Annotated in this window: 17 protein-coding genes; 12 read left to right on the top strand and 5 right to left on the bottom strand. The window is 54.0% G+C overall.

From position 1 onward, the window contains the following. Nucleotides 1-99: 99 nt before the first annotated feature. Nucleotides 100-1,860, bottom strand: coding sequence for a beta-barrel domain-containing protein (locus tag SPI6313_RS02055; protein WP_084668852.1), 1,761 nt, complete (start codon nucleotides 1,858-1,860; stop codon nucleotides 100-102). Nucleotides 1,861-1,976: 116 nt separating this feature from the next. Further along, a complete protein-coding gene (locus tag SPI6313_RS02050) occupies nucleotides 1,977-2,324 on the bottom strand; it encodes a hypothetical protein (protein WP_072622957.1) in 348 nt (115 codons plus the stop codon). Nucleotides 2,325-3,259: 935 nt separating this feature from the next. Between SPI6313_RS02050 and SPI6313_RS02045 the strand changes: the two genes are divergently transcribed. The 10 genes from SPI6313_RS02045 (at nucleotide 3,260) to SPI6313_RS25315 (ending at nucleotide 10,846) form a co-directional block, all read left to right on the top strand. After that, nucleotides 3,260-3,838: a hypothetical protein gene (locus SPI6313_RS02045; RefSeq protein WP_072619494.1), complete on the top strand. Its 579-nt coding sequence runs from the start codon at nucleotides 3,260-3,262 to the stop codon at nucleotides 3,836-3,838. A 57-nt stretch (nucleotides 3,839-3,895) separates the two neighbouring features. Further along, nucleotides 3,896-4,435 carry an RDD family protein gene (locus SPI6313_RS02040; protein WP_072619493.1) on the top strand — a complete coding sequence of 180 codons (540 nt, stop codon included), beginning with the start codon at nucleotides 3,896-3,898 and terminating at the stop codon, nucleotides 4,433-4,435. A gap of 43 nt (nucleotides 4,436-4,478) precedes the next feature. Further along, nucleotides 4,479-4,673 (top strand): 50S ribosomal protein L33, encoded by a 195-nt coding sequence (gene rpmG / locus SPI6313_RS02035; protein ID WP_072619492.1) that lies wholly within the window; start codon nucleotides 4,479-4,481, stop codon nucleotides 4,671-4,673. A 73-nt stretch (nucleotides 4,674-4,746) separates the two neighbouring features. Then, nucleotides 4,747-4,959 carry a 30S ribosomal protein S18 gene (rpsR, locus tag SPI6313_RS02030; protein ID WP_072619491.1) on the top strand — a complete coding sequence of 71 codons (213 nt, stop codon included), beginning with the start codon at nucleotides 4,747-4,749 and terminating at the stop codon, nucleotides 4,957-4,959. Nucleotides 4,960-5,115: 156 nt separating this feature from the next. Further along, complete coding sequence (locus SPI6313_RS02025; protein WP_072619490.1) at nucleotides 5,116-7,128, top strand: RNB domain-containing ribonuclease; 2,013 nt, start codon at nucleotides 5,116-5,118, stop codon at nucleotides 7,126-7,128. Between the two features lie 12 nt (nucleotides 7,129-7,140). Beyond that, nucleotides 7,141-7,458, top strand: coding sequence for a hypothetical protein (locus SPI6313_RS02020; protein ID WP_072619489.1), 318 nt, complete (start codon nucleotides 7,141-7,143; stop codon nucleotides 7,456-7,458). A gap of 9 nt (nucleotides 7,459-7,467) precedes the next feature. Continuing rightward, entirely contained in the window at nucleotides 7,468-8,220 is a 753-nt protein-coding gene (phnC, locus tag SPI6313_RS02015; protein WP_072619488.1) for a phosphonate ABC transporter ATP-binding protein, read from the top strand. Between the two features lie 201 nt (nucleotides 8,221-8,421). Further along, nucleotides 8,422-9,186 carry an ABC transporter ATP-binding protein gene (locus SPI6313_RS02010; protein WP_072619487.1) on the top strand — a complete coding sequence of 255 codons (765 nt, stop codon included), beginning with the start codon at nucleotides 8,422-8,424 and terminating at the stop codon, nucleotides 9,184-9,186. A 6-nt stretch (nucleotides 9,187-9,192) separates the two neighbouring features. Then, complete coding sequence (locus tag SPI6313_RS02005) at nucleotides 9,193-10,095, top strand: ABC transporter ATP-binding protein (protein WP_072619486.1); 903 nt, start codon at nucleotides 9,193-9,195, stop codon at nucleotides 10,093-10,095. 271 nt (nucleotides 10,096-10,366) lie between these two features. Continuing rightward, nucleotides 10,367-10,846, top strand: a complete 480-nt coding sequence (locus tag SPI6313_RS25315) for an IS1 family transposase (protein WP_084668851.1) — start codon at nucleotides 10,367-10,369, stop codon at nucleotides 10,844-10,846. 197 nt (nucleotides 10,847-11,043) lie between these two features. Here SPI6313_RS25315 and bamE read toward each other — a convergent pair whose 3' ends face one another. After that, nucleotides 11,044-11,394, bottom strand: coding sequence for an outer membrane protein assembly factor BamE domain-containing protein (bamE, locus tag SPI6313_RS01995; protein WP_072619485.1), 351 nt, complete (start codon nucleotides 11,392-11,394; stop codon nucleotides 11,044-11,046). 679 nt (nucleotides 11,395-12,073) lie between these two features. On the opposite strand from bamE, the gene SPI6313_RS01990 reads away from it, so the two are divergent. Continuing rightward, a complete protein-coding gene (locus SPI6313_RS01990; protein ID WP_072619484.1) occupies nucleotides 12,074-12,526 on the top strand; it encodes a response regulator in 453 nt (150 codons plus the stop codon). A 97-nt stretch (nucleotides 12,527-12,623) separates the two neighbouring features. On the opposite strand, the gene SPI6313_RS01985 is transcribed toward SPI6313_RS01990, so the two are convergent. Continuing rightward, the gene (locus SPI6313_RS01985; RefSeq protein WP_084668850.1) at nucleotides 12,624-13,493 is read right to left on the bottom strand and encodes a tetratricopeptide repeat protein; all 870 of its coding nucleotides are present in this window, start codon (nucleotides 13,491-13,493) and stop codon (nucleotides 12,624-12,626) included. Nucleotides 13,494-13,635: 142 nt separating this feature from the next. Between SPI6313_RS01985 and SPI6313_RS01980 the strand changes: the two genes are divergently transcribed. Then, nucleotides 13,636-15,063, top strand: a complete 1,428-nt coding sequence (locus SPI6313_RS01980) for an efflux RND transporter periplasmic adaptor subunit (RefSeq protein WP_072619482.1) — start codon at nucleotides 13,636-13,638, stop codon at nucleotides 15,061-15,063. Nucleotides 15,064-15,173: 110 nt separating this feature from the next. Here SPI6313_RS01980 and glgX read toward each other — a convergent pair whose 3' ends face one another. Further along, entirely contained in the window at nucleotides 15,174-17,366 is a 2,193-nt protein-coding gene (gene glgX, locus SPI6313_RS01975) for a glycogen debranching protein GlgX (RefSeq protein WP_084668849.1), read from the bottom strand. Nucleotides 17,367-17,446 lie beyond the last annotated feature (80 nt).

Below are 17,446 nucleotides of genomic sequence, written 5' to 3'. Positions count from 1 at the left end.
GGCAGCCTGTTCACTCATTACCCTCACCCCAAACCCCTACAGAATTAGCCTAGGGAGAGGGCTTTTCGGGATCTGGCTAATGTTGTCAGTCAACCAGCCTTAACGCACCTGTTTGAGACTTTCAACTTTATCGGTGAAGAGTTCAACAAACAGACTAATCACTTTACGATTTTCGCGGACTTTAATGTTCACACTGACCGCCATCCCGGACTTAAGGGGAATGTCACGATCTGCCACCGATAGCATCTGTTGATCGAGGCGCACCGTCACCGGAAAACGAAAATATTGATAAATTTCATCGGGCGGTAACGCATCAGAACTGATGGACATGACATCACCTTTAATATCCCCAAATTCACTAAAGGGAAACGAATCAATCCGAATATCAGCCCGCATATTGTCGCGGACAAAGCCGATATCTTGGTTAGTGACAAAGACTTCCGCGACGAGATTATCTTCAGGAACAATGGAGAGTAAAAGTTCGCTCGAATTCGCCACAAAGCCGTTGAAGGCTTGGAGATCAAAGACAGTGCCTGCGACGGCGGCGCGGACTTCTTGGTAGCGGAGCCGTTGGCGAATTTGGGCGATGCGGCTGTCAATTTCCGCCACTTGTTTTTCATTTTCAACGATGACATTGAGGACGGATTGGGTCAGTTGACTGTCAATGTCGGCGAGGCGTTTGTTGTTGGTGGCGATCGCATCTCGGACATTTTTTTGGGTGGCGATGGTGGTGTTGGCGGATTCTTCGCGACCTTGGGCGATATCGAGTTGGAGGCGGCGGAGTTCTTCTTGGAGTTGGTCGATTTCGGAGCGACGGGTGGCGATCTGCTGCTGTTGTTCTTGGACTTCGATGCGATCGTTGCGCTGAAGGTCTTGGAGGGTGGCGCGGCGATCATTCACCCGTTGCCGCTGTTGCTCCACTTGGACATTGGCGATCGCTTGATTCGCCAAGGGGGCCATGTTGGCGAGGATGCCCTCTTCGAGTTGCAGAGATTCTTGGGCTTGGGCGATCGCGCTGCGGTTGCGGGCTTGGATTTCCTGGAGGACGCGCTGATCCGTCGTGAGGGCGGCGCGGGTGTCCTGGAGACGAAGTTGGGTTTGTTCGAGTTCTTGGCGGATTTGGGCGGTGGCCAGTTGGGAGGCATTGGAGCGCGATCGCAACTCAGCATTGGCCGTTTGTAACCGCGCCTGATCCAACGCTCCTAAACCCGCCCCGTTGCCGCTGAGTTCCGCTTGATAAAACCGATTTTCCGCCAGCACCGCTTCCCGATTGCGGGTCAATTGCAGCACATCCGGCGGCAGGTTTAACTTAACAATGGACTGCACCAATTGCGCCGAATTGCCCTCGGCGAGCACACTACGATAGAGGCGATTTTCCTCAAGGAGGGATTGACGCACTTTCACCGAAGACTGCAACTCTGCCACCGCATCCCCGGAATCAAACCGCACCAACAGATCCCCCGGTTCGACGCGATCGCCCTCCTCCACAAACACCTGCTGCACCACCCCTTCCACCGGGGCTTGTACTTCTTTTACCGCGTCTTCCGGCTTCAGTTGTCCCGTGGCAGAGGCCACCTGTTCAATTTCTGCAATACAGGCCCAGCCCACGCCAAAGGTCACCACCCCCACCACCGTCCAAATAATCATCCGCGACCAGCGCGGCGATTGGCGCAACACCACCGGCTGATCAAATTCTGGGTAGACCAGGGCGGTGGACTGTTCCGGGGCGCGTTGGGGAACGAGGGCGGAGGAGGAGGGGCTAGGGTCTTGGGTGGACGGGAGCGGCGGCAGGGTGACAAATTTGCCCGTGCGTCCGGCTTGATTTGAGTCTTGATTGTGGTTAAAGCCGTTCCCGTTCATAACTATGCTGTGCTCGCTTGAGTCCAGGGTGTGAAATGTTCTCCCATCCTAACCCGATCCTTTCGCTTCAGCCCCGTGGCATGTGGCGATCGCAGGTCGGGTGATCCGTTGATCCGTTAGGAATGACCGCCGAGCAGGATTTCAAATTCAGAGCGGAGAGTTTCCACATTGGCCACACGGGCGACGATCACAGTGTCTTGTTCTGCGATCGCTAGCTTCTGCTGCCAATAGGTGACCCGATCTTCATGCTTCAGCCAAAAATTCACAATCCGAGCCACCACCTCATCCCAATTCCAGTGGGGCTTACTGGGGATCAACTCCGTGGACTGAATCAAGCTATCAAGGGTGCAATGGGGGCTATTGAGATACGCTTTGCTGGGACGGGGTTTTTCCGCCGCCCTGTATTGATATTCAAAGGCGGTCAAAATCGGCGCAATCCCAACAATATCGAAGGTATAGCTCATGGCAATTTCACTCACAAACAAGACGAATCAGCAACAGTTCGCTTGGGCGGTATTTTAGCGAAACCATTTTTTCAAAACTGTAGTGTTGTAAACTCCGTGTGACCGAATGATCAAGTACGGTTTTTGGGGGTTGACAAAATATAAGTTTAGCCGAACCAAAACAGGATTGGGAGCGATCGCCCACCCCAACCCCCTCTAAGCGTTGCGGTACAGCTAGCAGTTCAAGAGTTGTTCTAGCGGGCAAGATGCCCGCACTCCTTAAATCCTTGGATTGGATGGAGTGGGAGCGTCTCGCTCCCTAGCAGTTCAAGAGTTGTTCTAGCGGGCAAGATGCCCGCACTCCTTAAATCCTTGGATTGGATGGAGTGGGAGCGTCTCGCTCCCTAGCAGTTCAAGAGTTGTTCTAGCGGGCAAGATGCCCGCACTCCTTAAATCCTTGGATTGGATGGAGTGGGAGCGTCTCGCTCCCTAGCAGTTCAAGAGTTGTTCTAGCAGACAAGATGCCCGCACTCCTTAAATCCTTGGATTATGGATGGAGTGGGAGCGTCTCGCTCCCTAGCAGTTCAAGAGTTGTTCTAGCAGACAAGATGCCCGCACTCCTTAAATCCTTGGATATGGATGGAGTGGGAGCGTCTCGCTCCCTAGCAGTTCAAGAGTTGTTCTAGCAGACAAGATGCCCGCACTCCTTAAATCCTTGGATTATGGATGGAGTGGGAGCGTCTCGCTCCCTAGCAGTTCAAGAGTTGTTCTAGCGGGCAAGATGCCCGCACTCCTTAAATCCTTGGATTATGGATGGAGTGGGAGCGTCTCGCTCCCTAGCAGTTCAAGATCGTCTCGCTCCTTGTTGAATCCCCTGAACCAGATCCGACAATCCATTCATCCCTCACCGAATTACACTAGAAAAGTAGTGTTTTTGAACCCAAGGAACCTCCGACATGGGACGGCGTAAATCCACCGTAAACTTTGTTGCCGTGAGCGATATTACCAAACCTGCCACCGATCAAGAAGGCATCCTCGTCACCGTCGAAGGCCGGGGCGGCGACACTGCCACCAATCGGGAAAAAGCCCTCGAATTGGTGAATCGGATGTGGGAAGATGGCGAAATTGCTGCCGAGCATTTTCCCGATGGTGTGACCCAAGATAATCTTTTTTACGTTCCTGACGACAATCCCGAACCCCTCAACCCCGCCACACTTTCCCCCATCGTCCAAGGCGCACAGGAAATCATCCAACTCACGAAACTGCAACTCGAAGCCCAAGATGCTGCCGACGAAGCCGCCCCCTACATCCCAATCATTGAAGCCGTCCTGGCTCGGACTCGTCCCCTCACCCCGGAAGAGCGCGAACTCGCCAAAGAACGCAAATACGGCAAAGTGATCGAACGGATGGGAGCCGTGATCGCGTCCCAGGAGGACTATCAAGCCCAATGTACGGGCCACGGTCAACTGATTCTGAATGCGATCGCCTGGCAACAACAGGCCAAAGGTGCGATCGCGCCGCTAGAAGAAGAGTAGAGGGAGGTGAGTTGCTCCCGTACAATATGGGAACACCCGTTTAACTGAGTTGACACCATGCGATCGCCCGACTATCGCCCCGTCCCGAAAAGCTTTCCTCGCGTTCCCTTTGAGCGTCGCTTTTATGCCTTCTTGATTGATTTTGTCACCGTCTGGCTGGGGAGTAGCTTCGCAGGGACGGGGTTGGTGCAGGGGATTGTGTTTTTTTTATTGTGGCTGGTGGTGCGGGTGGTGGTGGTGGATCGCAACCAGGGGCAGAGTTTGGGGATGTGGTGTATGGATATTAAAGTGATTGCCCTACGGTTTCGGCGAGTGCCCGATGTCTATACCTTGGCGAAACGGGAAGGGGTGATCGGGTTTGGGGCCGTGTTGGCGATGGCGGGGTTTAACGCATTTTTCATCAATCCCTTTAGTACGCTGTTGCTGGTGTCGCCCTTGGTGGCGGATTGCGCGATCGCCTACACCGATGAACAATACAACCAAGCCGTTCACGATCGCCTCTTTGATACGGTGATGATCCAAACCAAGCGCGGCTGTTCCCTTGACATTCTGATCCGCCGTGGCCTTGATGAAGTCCGCCGCCGTGTGCGAAGATGACTAATTGTGTCTTTATTTTGGATGGAGGGGCAACCTCACAATCATGGCAAGTAAAAAGGGCGTTAGAATCATCATCACTCTCGAATGCACCGAGTGTCGCAGCAACCCCGACAAGCGGTCGGCGGGCGTTTCGCGCTACACCACAATGAAAAATCGGCGCAACACCACCGGCCGGATGGAACTGAAAAAGTTCTGCACCCATTGCAATACCCACACGATTCATAAAGAAACCAAGTAGCGATCGCACTCCCTGTGCCTCGCCCCTGTATCGATCTCACCTTTAAGTTTAGTTAACGAATTTCACCGAAACCATGAGCTATTTCCGTAAGCGACTCTCTCCGATTAAACCCGGCGACCCGATTGACTACAAGGACACCGAACTGTTGCGCAAGTTCATCACCGAACGCGGCAAGATTTTGCCCCGCCGGATCACCAACCTCACCGCCAAGCAACAACGGGACTTAACCACCGCGATCAAGCATTCGCGCTACGTGGCGCTGCTGCCCTACGTCAACGCTGACTAAACTCTGCGCAGCATGCCCATCACAACACAGGCTAGGACTAGGCGCAGTCTCAGCATCGCGCCTCTCCTCCCCCCTGTAGTAATTGACGTTGCGAGCGGTTGAGCAACCTATGCTACGGTAGTGAACAGATGCAGCGATTGGGATCAGGCGGGCCGGGTGGAAAAGGGTAGATTAGTGGAATTTAGGGTCCAAGGCGATCGCAAACTCGCGGTAGCCGAACGTCCCGAAGGGAAAAAAAATTGGGTCTTCATCGATGAGCGGGGCCAATCCCACACGCTCAAGCCCCAACGCATCGACTACGAAATCGCACCGGGATACGACGCTACAGAGATTCCGGCATTTCTCGATTCGATTCAAGACTATCTCGACCCCTCTAATCTAGAGGTAGCCTGGGAATTGCTCGTGGAAGCGGGCGAAGCGGTCACCCCGGCAGACTTGGCGCAACTGCTCTATGAGAGCCAAGAGCCGCCCGTCTGCTATGCCGCCCATATGCTCCTCGCCGATGATCGCCTCTATTTCAAGAAAAAAGGCGAGGTCTATGAACCCCGCCCCAGCAGCCAAGTGGAGGAATTGAAACATCAAATCGCCGTCGCCGCCCAGCGAGAACAGGAGCGGGACGCATTTTTGGCGCGGCTTCAGGCGGCCCTGGCGGCGGGTGAGGTGGAGTGGCAGGACAGCGATCGCCCCCGGCTCGAAGCCTTGGAAAAATACGTTCTTTACCCGGAGCAGACCCACAAAGCGGCTCAGGATCTCTTAAGTTCGCTTCAGCGTCCCACAACCCCGGAAGAGGCCTTTGAGTTGTTGGTGCAGGTGGGTTGGTGGTCGAGCCATGAAAACCTATCTCTCCGGCGCAGTTCTTACCCTGTCCAATTTTCCCAAAAGGTAATCGATGTGGCCCAATCTCGTCTCTACTCCTTCCCCCCCGATCGCGATCGCGATCGCCTCGATCTCACCCATCTAAAGGTCTACACCATTGATGATGAAAGCACCGAGGAAATTGATGATGGTCTGAGTGTGGAAATTCTCCCCGATGGGCGCATCAAACTCTGGATTCACATTGCCGACCCGACGCGCTTCGTCACCCTCAACGATGAGCTTGACCTTGAAGCCCGTCGCCGCAGCACGACGATGTATCTGCCCACGGGGATGATCCCGATGTTTCCGAAGGAGTTGGCCGTGGGGCCGATGAGTTTGGTGCAGGGGCAGGAATGCGGGGCGTTGAGTTTTGGGGTGATTTTGGATGAGGTGGGCGCGATCGCTGACTTCAGCATCCATGCCAGCCGGATTAAACCCACCTATCGCCTCACCTATCTTGATGTAGATGAAATGCTGGAATTGGCGATCCAAGCCGAGCCGGAAATCACCGCCCTCAACGAAGCGGCCCAACTGCGCCGCCTGTGGCGACGCTCCCAAGGCTCCATTGAAATTCGGATGCCGGAACCCTCGATCAAGGTCAAAAGTGAAGAGGATATCAGTATTGAGGTGCTGTACGAGGCGCGATCGCGCCAACTCGTCGCCGAAATGATGATCCTCGCCGGGGAAGTTACCGGCCGTTTTGCCCAAGCCAACAATATCCCCGTCCCCTTCCGCGGCCAACCCCAGCCCGAACTCCCCCCCGACGAAGAGTTAATGAAACTCCCCGCCGGCCCCGTGCGCTACTGCGCGATGCGCCGCTGTATGCCCCGCAGTGAAATGGGCATCACCCCCGCCCCCCATGCCGGTCTTGGCTTGCCCGTCTACACCCAAGCCACCTCGCCAATCCGCCGCTACACTGACCTCCTCACCCATTTTCAAATCAAAGCCTTTTTACGCGGCGAAACCCCACCCCTCCCCCCGGATCAACTCCAGGCGATCATCTTCAGCGTCACCGCCTCCGCCCAGGAAGCGATCCTCGTCGAACGCCAAACCAACCGCTATTGGACACTGGAATATCTGCGCCGCAATGCCGATACGGTGTGGGAAGTGCAGCTTTTACGCTGGCTGCGGGAAGATGAGCAGTTGGGGTTAATTTTGCTTGAAGATTTGGGGTTAGAATTGCCCCATCGCTTTAATCGTTCCATTGCCTTGGGCGATCGCCTTGGGGTTCAAGTCAGCGCCGCCGATCCGCGCCATGATGTGATCCGGTTCCGGGAAATGGTCAGTTCCGAGGCCACCGCCACCGCTAGTTAGCAGGATTGCAGGATGGATAAGGCATCGTCTCACCCCCTCCACGCCCATCAGATCGTCTGCCTCGAAGACGATCGCGCTCAACTCTACGCGGAAATCATCCAAGTCATCCCCCAACGGCAAACCTGCTGGGTACGGCCTACGGTGTTGGTGCAGGATGAAGTGGTGTATCCGGTGAACGATTGCCCGGATGTGGTGTGGCCGATGGCGCGGTTTCGCCCGGCTTTTGATACGGAGGTGATCCCTTTGCTGGGTCAACTGGAACCCGATCCAGCAGATCGGCGCGGCTGCCACCACCTCCGCCAATTGCTACAACGGTTAGGTTCTCCTTGAGGGTGTCTGATGCTAACGGTGCGTCAACTGGATAAAACCTATGGGGCGGTATCGGTGTTGCGGGGGGTAGATTTTGCCTTGGAACCGTGCAGTTTTACGACGATTCTAGGGGCCAGTGGGGCGGGAAAAACGACGCTGTTTCGCTGTATTCTCCGCCTCACTTCGGCTGATCGCGGTACGGTGCTGCTGGACGATCAAGACTTGACCCGCTGTTCCTCCCAGGAGTTACGACGGGCGCGATCGCATATTGCCCCCATCGCCCAACAGTTCAACCTCGTCCGCCGCCGCACCGCCCTAGAAAACTGTCTCGGTGGCCGTTTGTCGGAACTCCCCCTCTGGCGGTGTCTGACGAATCAATTTCCCCGTGCGCTCCAACGGGAGGCCCTCGCGGCCTTGGAACGGGTGCAATTACTCGATCATGCCTTTCAACGGGCGGATCAACTTTCCGGCGGTCAACAGCAACGGGTGGCGATCGCCCGCGCCCTCACCCAACGCGCCCGCCTCATCCTCGCCGATGAACCCGTGGCCAGCCTTGATCCCACCACGGCGCGATCGGTGTTGCATCTGCTGCGATCGCTCTGCAAAACCGACGGCATCACGGTCTTGTGCAATCTGCATCAGGTGGAACTGGCGCGGGAATTCAGTGATCGCATTTTAGGGATGCGATCGGGTACGATCGGGTTTGACCGTCCCGCCCATGAGATGGAAGACTCCGATCTTGCCTGGCTTTATCAACGGGATTCACCCCGCTCCACATTCTAAAATTAGGGTGCGCTGTCTTAATCCTGTCTTAATCAGCAGGCTTCGCTGCCGGTGGAATCAAAGATAGGTAGGTTATCCCTATCAAGATCCATACCCAGCCCAACATGAGTATGGCAACCGAAAAAGTGACCTACTCGATACCGCGATTCTACGGACTGCCGTTAAGATAATGGCATTACCTACGTTTAACACGCCCTTGGCATGGTCACGTCTCGTTTAAAATTGCAACGCTCCTCGATCCAAACTCCCCTTTGCACGCAGCTTTCCACAGAGGAAGCGATCGCTTGCAGGGGTATCGAGATGATTTTTCAGAGTGGTTCCCAGCATGTTCAGGTGTTGCATGGCATTGATATCACCGTCAAACGGGGTGATATTCAACTCCTGATGGGGCCATCGGGGTCAGGCAAAACTACCCTCCTTACGATTCTCGCTGGACTGCTGACCCCGACCGCCGGACAAGTGATGCTGTTGGGTCATGACATCACGAAGATGACGCGATCGCAATTGTCGCAGTTTCGTCTGCATCAAATTGGCTTCATTTTCCAAGGGTTCAACCTCTTTCCCGCCCTCACCGCCGTGGAAAATGTGGAACTCGCCCTCAAAATGAAAGGCACGCAGCCCAACAGCAAAGCCCGGCACGCCGAAGCCGCCGAACTTCTCGATAAAGTCGGCCTCGGCCATAAGATTCACAGCTTCCCCCGCGATCTGTCCGGTGGACAACAGCAACGGGTGGCGATCGCGCGATCGCTCGTCGGTCATCCCTGTTTGATCATGGCAGACGAACCCACCGCCTCCCTTGATTCTAAAAGCGGTCACGCCGTGATCGACATCCTGCGCCGCCTTGCCAAAGACGAAGGTGCAACGGTGGTGATGGTCACCCATGATCCCCGAATTACCGATGTGGCGGATCGCATCTCCTATCTCGAAGATGGTGTGTTGTTGCGCGACGCTCCCAGCCACAATTAAGCCCTGATGTTGACCTTAACCGAGGTGACGAAACGCTACGGCGATCGCCTCGCAGTGGATGCCGTCACCCTCACCCTCAATCCTGGAGAAATCTACGGCCTGCTGGGGCCGAATGGAGCAGGGAAAACCACCTTAATTAATCTGATCTGCCATCTGCTCGTCCCGGAACAGGGGCGAATTGAATGGCAAGGTCAACCCATTGCCCAGGTTGCCCGCCGGGTGATCGGTGTTGCACCCCAAGGTCAGTTACTCTATCCGTCGCTCTCCGGTCGGGAGCATTTACAGTTTTTCGGGCGGCTCTATGGATTGGGGCGATCGCAACGACGGCAACGGGTGGCAACCTGTCTAGAATTGGTGGGGTTGACGGAGGTCGCGACCCAACCGGTGCAAGGTCTTAGTGGCGGGATGAAACAGCGGCTCAATTTAGCGATCGCCCTCATCCATCGCCCGCAACTGTTAATCCTTGATGAACCCACCGTCGGCCTCGATTTCGCCGCCCGTCAACGTCTCTGGGCAACAGTGCAAACCCTCCAAGCCGAGGGGATGACGATCCTCCTCACCACCCATCTCCTCCATGAGGCGGAACGGGTTTGCGATCGCCTCGGCATTTTGCAACAGGGGCGATTGGTGGCATCGGGAACCCTCGCAGAGTTGCGCCAACGCAGCGGGGCGCAAAGTGTTGTCCGTCTTTACCCGTGCGATCGCGCTGCTGCCGCCCATTATTGCCAAACCCTCGGCTATCACTACCACGAAACCCCCCGCGAGTTTCTGGTGTGGCTTCCTGATGATCCGGATTTCTCCACATTGTGCGATCGCTTTTCCGGCCTCAGTCTCGAAGGTCTCCACCGGGAAGCGATCGGCTTAGAACACCTCTATCAAGAATGGGTCACACCCGCCCCGAAATCTTAAGCTCTCAGATCGTCGATGGGGGGTGGAGCCGATGCGATGTTAGAACAGGGCCAATCGTTTTGGTTCGAGGGGGGTCACGATGGATGAGCAGCGAGGGCAAAAGTAAAAGTTTCTCTGTAAAGACTGTCGCCGTCAGTTCATCGAGAATCCTCAAAAGAAAATCATATCTGAAGAGCAAAAGACCACCGTCAAAGATCTACTACTTGAACGTATTTCACTAGCTGGTATAGCAAGAGTGTTGAAGGTTTCAAAGACGTGACCCCAAAGTTTTGTGAATAGTGTTTTAGTGTCAACTCCATGCCAAATCAGTATCGAAGCACCTCCCGGAGCAGAAATTATCCTAGAATGTGATGAGCTATGGTCTTACGCAAAGAGCAAAGAAAATCAGGAATGGATTTGGTTAGCTCTGGAGAGAAAAAGCCGAAGAATTGTGGGGGCTTACATTGGGAATAGAAGTAGAGAGAGTGCGAAGAAGTTATGGGAATCGATCCCCGAAAGTTGGCAAAGAAGTAGTGTGGTCTACACGGATGGTTTAGAGTCATATTGTGAAGTAATTCCCAAAGAGATTCATCAACCGAAGACCAAAGAGAAGGGTGAGACTAATCACATCGAGAGATTCAACAATACGCTGAGGCAAAGATGCTCACGGTTGGTGAGAAAAGGATTATCTTATTCTAAGAAGTTCTTCAATTATGAAGGAGTATTATGGTATTTCATATACTATCATAATGCGATTATTGATGCTACTTGATAAAGTAATTCACTACTTCTTTACCACTCCCTTCAATGGACCGGTAAGAGCGCGATCGCACTTCAGATCAAGCCCCACAATACAACTGTGGCGGCTGAATCATTGCTGAATCGTTACTGAATCGTTGGGGCCAAAATAAGTGAATAGGACTAGAATACACAAGTTACCCAATCTCACATTTAATACAGCCCACCAACTTAGTCGTAATAAATTTCTTTCTCAATTGCGATCACTTTGTCGTCTCTGAATGTGACCGATCTCCCAAACCAAGCAAAATCTAATATCTTCAATCGTGCATCTGATGAATAAGAGTAGGTGACAGTGCCATTTTCGATTTGATAGATGCTCAACGGTTCCCCCATCAGTTGGTCTACATCATTTTTAGACATACCTATTGTAATTTTATTGAAATTCTCTTCATTATAAATTTCTGAATATTGTGTATCGATAGACGGCCAAAGAAAAAAGTATGACTCTATCCCAAAAAATACATACCAGGCTGCAAAAATAAGAATGCCAGCCATGATCGAAAAGACTGAGGCTTTCATCTATTTCTCCTTTTAATAACTCTATAAAAACGAGATGAAATCTCCTAAACAATAGTAAAAAGACTGACATAAAGTTCCGGTCAATCCTTCTTTTGTGTATGAAGGCAGGGGGATTAAGGTTCTGGTTCCCTCGACTCGTCTTACTGCGCCCAGTGGGAAGGACTAATCATGGGTAAGCTGTCGCAGGGACACGGGTTATAAGCTTCGCCCTTCTAGGGTGACTTTCGATAGAATAGCGCAAAGAATATCGAATCCGTCGGAGTTGGGCAAACCTACGGCGTTTGTCTTGGTGTGCGTTCTGATGTGTTTCGCACAGGCTACGTGAGTGTGTCTTGCGCCGAGGCGGGGTCGCGCTGCAAATGGGCAGGGAGAGTGTGTCAGACTCCACATGGAGCGGCCTATTTGTTGGGAAGTGGGTTATTTGGCTCGCTGGACTGGGAATCCCCACGCATTTGGGTTGGGGAGGATGTCAAAATGGAAAAAGAGAGTGATGCAATTAAGTCACTGATTTTGGTTTCCTTGGGGTGAAGATCTCTAGGTATGCTGTGTTTAGAGTATTGCAGTGATGGTGCTCTGGGCTTGTCTCGTCTTACCAAGAGGACAGTGTACCGTGATTTGTGTGGTGTGTTGATAGTACAGACTGCTCCATCGATACTTCCGTCATTTGCCCCCGAAGATTATGTCAAAGGTTTTAATTGTTGAAGATGATCCCATGAACCGCTTGGTATTTTCGCGTGTCTTAACGAAGCGGGGTCAGTTTGAGGTGCGGTGTACGGAGGACGTGGATGATGTGCTCGACACGGCCAAGGCGGGGAATGTGGATATTGTGTTGATGGATATTGGTTTGCCCAATAGTTATTACCAAGGCAAGGCGGTCAATGGGGTGCAGATTACCCAGCTTTTGAAGGCGAACCCGGAGACGGCGCATTTGCCGGTGGTGTTGGTGACGGCGTTTAATATGCCGGGCGATCGCGATCGCTACCTGAAGCAAAGCGGAGCCGATGGTTACATTCCCAAACCCGTGGTAGACCATCATGATTTTGTGCTGCAAATTAATCACTATCTCACCCAAGGTGTGCAAGCTTCTGCATCAAACTTGCCTGAACCCAGTCCCATCGATGCAGATAGTTAACCCACACAATCCTTAGATCGCTCAACCCTAACGACTTCCCACTTCAAAAGGGCTGCTTGACCAGCCCTTTTGAAGTGGGGGTGGCGTGAGATAGAGGTTAAGGAAATTGACTGAGTTGATCTTGAATGGCGGGGAGGGCGAAGAATTGCTGTGTGTCTGCGATGAGGCGATCGCCCCAAAGATTGAGGATCAGAAAATCAAGATCACCGTAGGCCGGATCGAGGGATAGGGCCAGTTGACCGAGGCGGATGGCTTCTTCAGAGGGGTTTTGTGCGTAGCGGGCGACGGCGATCGCGAGCATCGGCTCAACGGCATTCTCGTCAATTTTGAGCGCTTCTTGCCAGGCCTCTAGGGCTGCTTTGCTGTCTCCCTGTTCATAAACCACTAGCCCAATATTGTTAATGGCGGGCCAAAAGTCGGCTTCCAGGGCGAGGGCTTTGCGATAGGCGGCGATCGCATCACCGTACTCCGCCAGTTTGTAATGGGTATTGCCCAAATCAAACCAGGCTTCGATCGACTCGTCATCTTCTGTCAGGCCGGTCTTAAACACCTGTTTCGCCTCGACATACTGCTCATTTTGGAAATACGCCGACCCCAACATAAACAATAGACCCGAACGCTCCGGGAGTTCTTCGGCAGACGGCATCAAGGTTTGAGCCGTTTCCAACGAGTCGATCGCGCCTGAGTAGTCTTGGTTTTGAAGCTGTAAACTGCCTAAGAGAAACCAGGCTCGAAATTCCTGGGGCACGAGTTGAGCCGCTAGCTTGGCCCGAGGAAAGGCTAAATCGTATTGCTCAAACCGGGTGAGCTGCACGGCATCTTGTAAGATGCCTAAACCCTGTTCTTCAAAATCCTCGCTGTTGAGATTGAGACGGTAGGGAAGGAGTGCCTGGGCCTGAGCGGGTAAGCTCAGTTGGCACAGTCCGGTGATCGCTAAAATTGAGAAGATCCAGTTTCGCTTGGGCACAATCGTATATCGAGATTTCGTCAGTGATTCTATCTATAATCTAATCGAAACGGGAGGATTGACGAGTATTGTTGAAAATGTTTGCCGCCATTGTGATTTTCTCTGTCCGTAATTTTTAATGTGTTCTCAGTAATTACCTGCTATGGCCTTGCCCTCCTTTCTCAACCCCCGAAACCCATTACCCTGGATCGTTGGCCTGGCGGGTGGTGGCATTCTGTTGATCGGCGTGTCTACCTACAACGCGATGCTCGGCCCTGCTGCCACCTTCCTGGAAGAATACACTGTGCTGGCTGAGTCCCAATCCCTCCGCCAACAGGTGTCCGCCAGTGGTACGGTCGTGCCGATTCGGAGCGTCAATATTAGCCCTAACCAAGCCGGAGAACTGAAGCAGTTACTGGTTGATCAGGGGATGCGGGTCGAACAAGGGCAACGTTTGGCGGTGATGGATAATGAGGCCATTTTCACCCAGGGAGCCCAAGCTGAAGCCCGGTTTAAACAGGCGGTGGCGAATTTACGAGAGGCGGAATTACGCGCTCCAACGGCGATCCAACAGGCGCGGGCGCGGGCGATCGCAGCCCAATCTCGTCTTGAGGCGGCGCGGGCCCGCGTCCCGACGGAATTTGAACAGGCAAAGGCAGAGGTGCGGGCGGCGATGGAGCGGCGCGATCGCGCCCAAGCCCGCGTCGAACGCTACACCATCCCCACGGAACAAGGGGCGATTTCGAGCAATGCCTATGATGATGCCCTCGTTGACCTGCGCCGGGCCCAGGCCGATGTGCGCCAAGCCGAGGAAGCCCTACGCCGCGAAGCCCAAACCGCCCGCCCCGAAATTCAAGAACTCGAAGCCAGCTTCGCCGAAGCCCAAGCCGCCCTCGCCCAAGCCGAGCGCAGCAGCCAAGCGGAAATCGCCAGCCAACAGGCTGCCGTGGAAGCCTCCCGCGCTGCCGTCGAAGAAGTGCGCGTCCAGTTTGAAAACACCTTGATCACCGCCCCTTTTGAGGGCATCATCACCCAACGCTTCGCCACACCGGGCGCGTTTGTGACCCCCACCACCTCCGGTTCCACGTCGGCCTCCTCGTCGGCCACTTCGATCCTTGCCCTCGCGGAAGGCTTAGAAGTGGTGGCGAAAGTCCCGGAAATTGATATTCCCGACCTGGAGCCGGGCCAATTTGTCGAACTGATCGCCGATGCCTATCCGGAGGAGTCGTTTCGGGGTCGGGTGCGCTTGATTGCCCCGGAAGCGATCGTCGAGCAAAATGTCACCTCCTTTGAGGTGCGGATTTTGTTGGAACCGAAGGCGATCGAGGCCCTGTTACCGGGGATGAATGTGGATCTCACGTTCCTCGGTGAGCAGTTGGCGCGGACGGTGGTGGTGCCGACGGTGGCGATCGTCACCGAGGATGGGGAAACGGGGGTGATGGTTCCCGATGCGAACAATAAACCGGAATTTCGCCCGGTGACCCTCGGCAGCAGCCTGGAGGATCAGACGCAGATTATCAGTGGTTTAGAGGAAGGGGAGCGGGTCTTTATTGAACTGCCAGAGGAGTATCGGCGGCGCGAGGAGTCCTAGGGGCGTGACATACGTTGATCGGTGGGTTACGGCGGATGACTAGATTGCAGTGATGGCAGGATTTTAAGCCGTCTAATCCACTAATCAAGATGTGCTATAGCCCTGGGGCGTTAATTGGATAGTTTGGGGGAAGGTGCGATCGCACTTTTCTGGGGTTTCGGCGGCTGGGGCGGTACGGATTCACCCCGCCGTAAGAGCAAGAGGGAGCGATCGGACAACTCGATTTCATCATCATGTTGGTAGATCGTGCCCGCCATCAAAAACTGCGGTTGAGTGGTATCAATCACCACCTGCCATTGCCACGGCTGGAGCATTTCAGGAATTGCAAAGATCAATGGCTCATGGTGGGCATTGAGCAACAGGAAAAAACTATCCCCGACGATGCGATCGCCCTGCTCATTCACCTTGCCCAGTTCTTCCCCATTCAGGAAAATCGCCAACGTCTTAATATAGCCATGAGTCCATTGCTCATCGGTCATCTCCAAGCCATCGGGGTTAAACCAGCCAATATCCCGGACACCCGAACCATGGATCGCCCGCCCTTGGAACCACTGACGGCGTTGAAACACCGGATTATCATGGTGAAACGCAATCAGGGTTTTCGTAAACTCCAGCAGATCTTGATTCCCCTGAGTCAGCGACCAATCAAACCAAGAAATCTCATTATCTTGGCAATAGGCATTATTATTCCCCCCCTGGGTACGCCCCAACTCATCGCCCCCCAGCAGCATCGGAACCCCTTGGGACAACATCAAGGTCACGAGGAGATTCCGCCGCTGCCGTTCCCGCAAAGCCAAAATTTCCGGGTCATCCGTCGGCCCTTCTGCCCCACAATTCCAGGAGCGGTTATGGTCATCCCCGTCTCGATTCTCTTCGCCATTATCCTCGTTATGTTTCTCGTTGTAGCTCACCAAATCATTGAGGGTAAACCCATCATGGGCGGTGATAAAGTTGATGCTCGCACTGGGTTTTCGGCCACTCAGTTCGTAGAGATCGGAACTCCCGGTAAACCGGAACGCGAACTCTCCCACACTGCTTTCCATCCCGATCCAAAAGTCCCGCATCGTGTCGCGATATTTCCCATTCCATTCCGACCAGAGCAGCGGGAAGTTGCCCACTTGATAGCCACCCTCGCCAATGTCCCAGGGTTCGGCGATTAGCTTCACGGTGGAGAGTACCGGGTCTTGGTGAATGATGTTAAAGAATGCCGAGAGATTATTCACATCGTAGAGTTCCCGCGCCAGGGCCGAAGCGAGGTCAAAGCGAAAGCCGTCAACGTGCATTTCTTCCACCCAATAGCGGAGACTGTCGGTGATTAGTTTCAACACCTGGGGATGGCGGACGTTGAGGGAGTTGCCGCAGCCGGTGAAGTCCATGTAATAGCGGGGGTCGTCTTCGAGGGTGCGGTAGTAGGAGAAGTTATCAATGCCACGCAGGGAGAGGGTGGGCCCCATGTGGTTGCCTTCGCCGGTGTGGTTATAAACCACATCGAGGATCACTTCTAAACCGGCGGCGTGGAGGGCCTTCACCATGGTTTTAAATTCCTTGACCTGTTCTCCGGCGATGCCGCTGGCACTGTAGCCGGAGTAGGGGGCGAAGTAGTTGATGTTGTCGTAGCCCCAGTAGTTGTGGAGGTCTTTGTCAACGAGGTGGCCTTGGTGGATGTAGATGTGATGAATGGGGAGCAGTTCGACGGCGGTGATGCCGAGGGATTTAAGATAGGCGATCGCGGCGGGGTGGGCGAGTCCGGCGTAGGTGCCGCGCAGGGCGGGGGGGATGTCGGGGTGGGCTTTGGTGAAGCCTTTGACGTGGATTTCGTAAATGACTGATTCGTGGGCGGGAGTGCGGAGGAGGCGATCGCCCTCCCAGTCAAATTCCTGGTCAACAACAACGCATTTGGGAATGTAGGGGGCACTGTCGAGGTCATTGAAGCCGAGGTCTTCATCGTCGGTATGCCAGGGATAACTGTAGATCGCTTCGTCGTGGATGATATCGCCGGCGATCGCTTGGGCGTAGGGATCAATTAACAACTTATTGACGTTGAAGCGATGGCCCTGGGTGGGGAGAAAGCCGCCATAAACGCGATAGGCATAGCGTTGACCGGGCCCCACATCGGGAAGATAGCCATGCCACACAAAGTGATTGCGCTCGACAAGAGGAATGCGGGTTTCATGATCCTGTGCATCAAAGAGACAGAGATCCACTCCTGTGGCATGCTCACTAAACAGTGCGAAGTTCGTACCTGCACCATCCCATGTTGCACCCAGCGGATAGGATTGGCCGGGCCAAAGCGTGTAATCCATAAGTTATAAAACGTTTTTGAAACCTTTCTTAAGAATTTACATGATCGCGCTTGGTTTCATCGGCCCCCATTGTCACCATT

The sequence above is a fragment of the Spirulina major PCC 6313 genome (genome assembly GCF_001890765.1).
In the GTDB taxonomy this organism is placed as follows: domain Bacteria; phylum Cyanobacteriota; class Cyanobacteriia; order Cyanobacteriales; family Spirulinaceae; genus Spirulina; species Spirulina major.
This window is presented reverse-complemented; position numbering and strand designations above follow the sequence as displayed.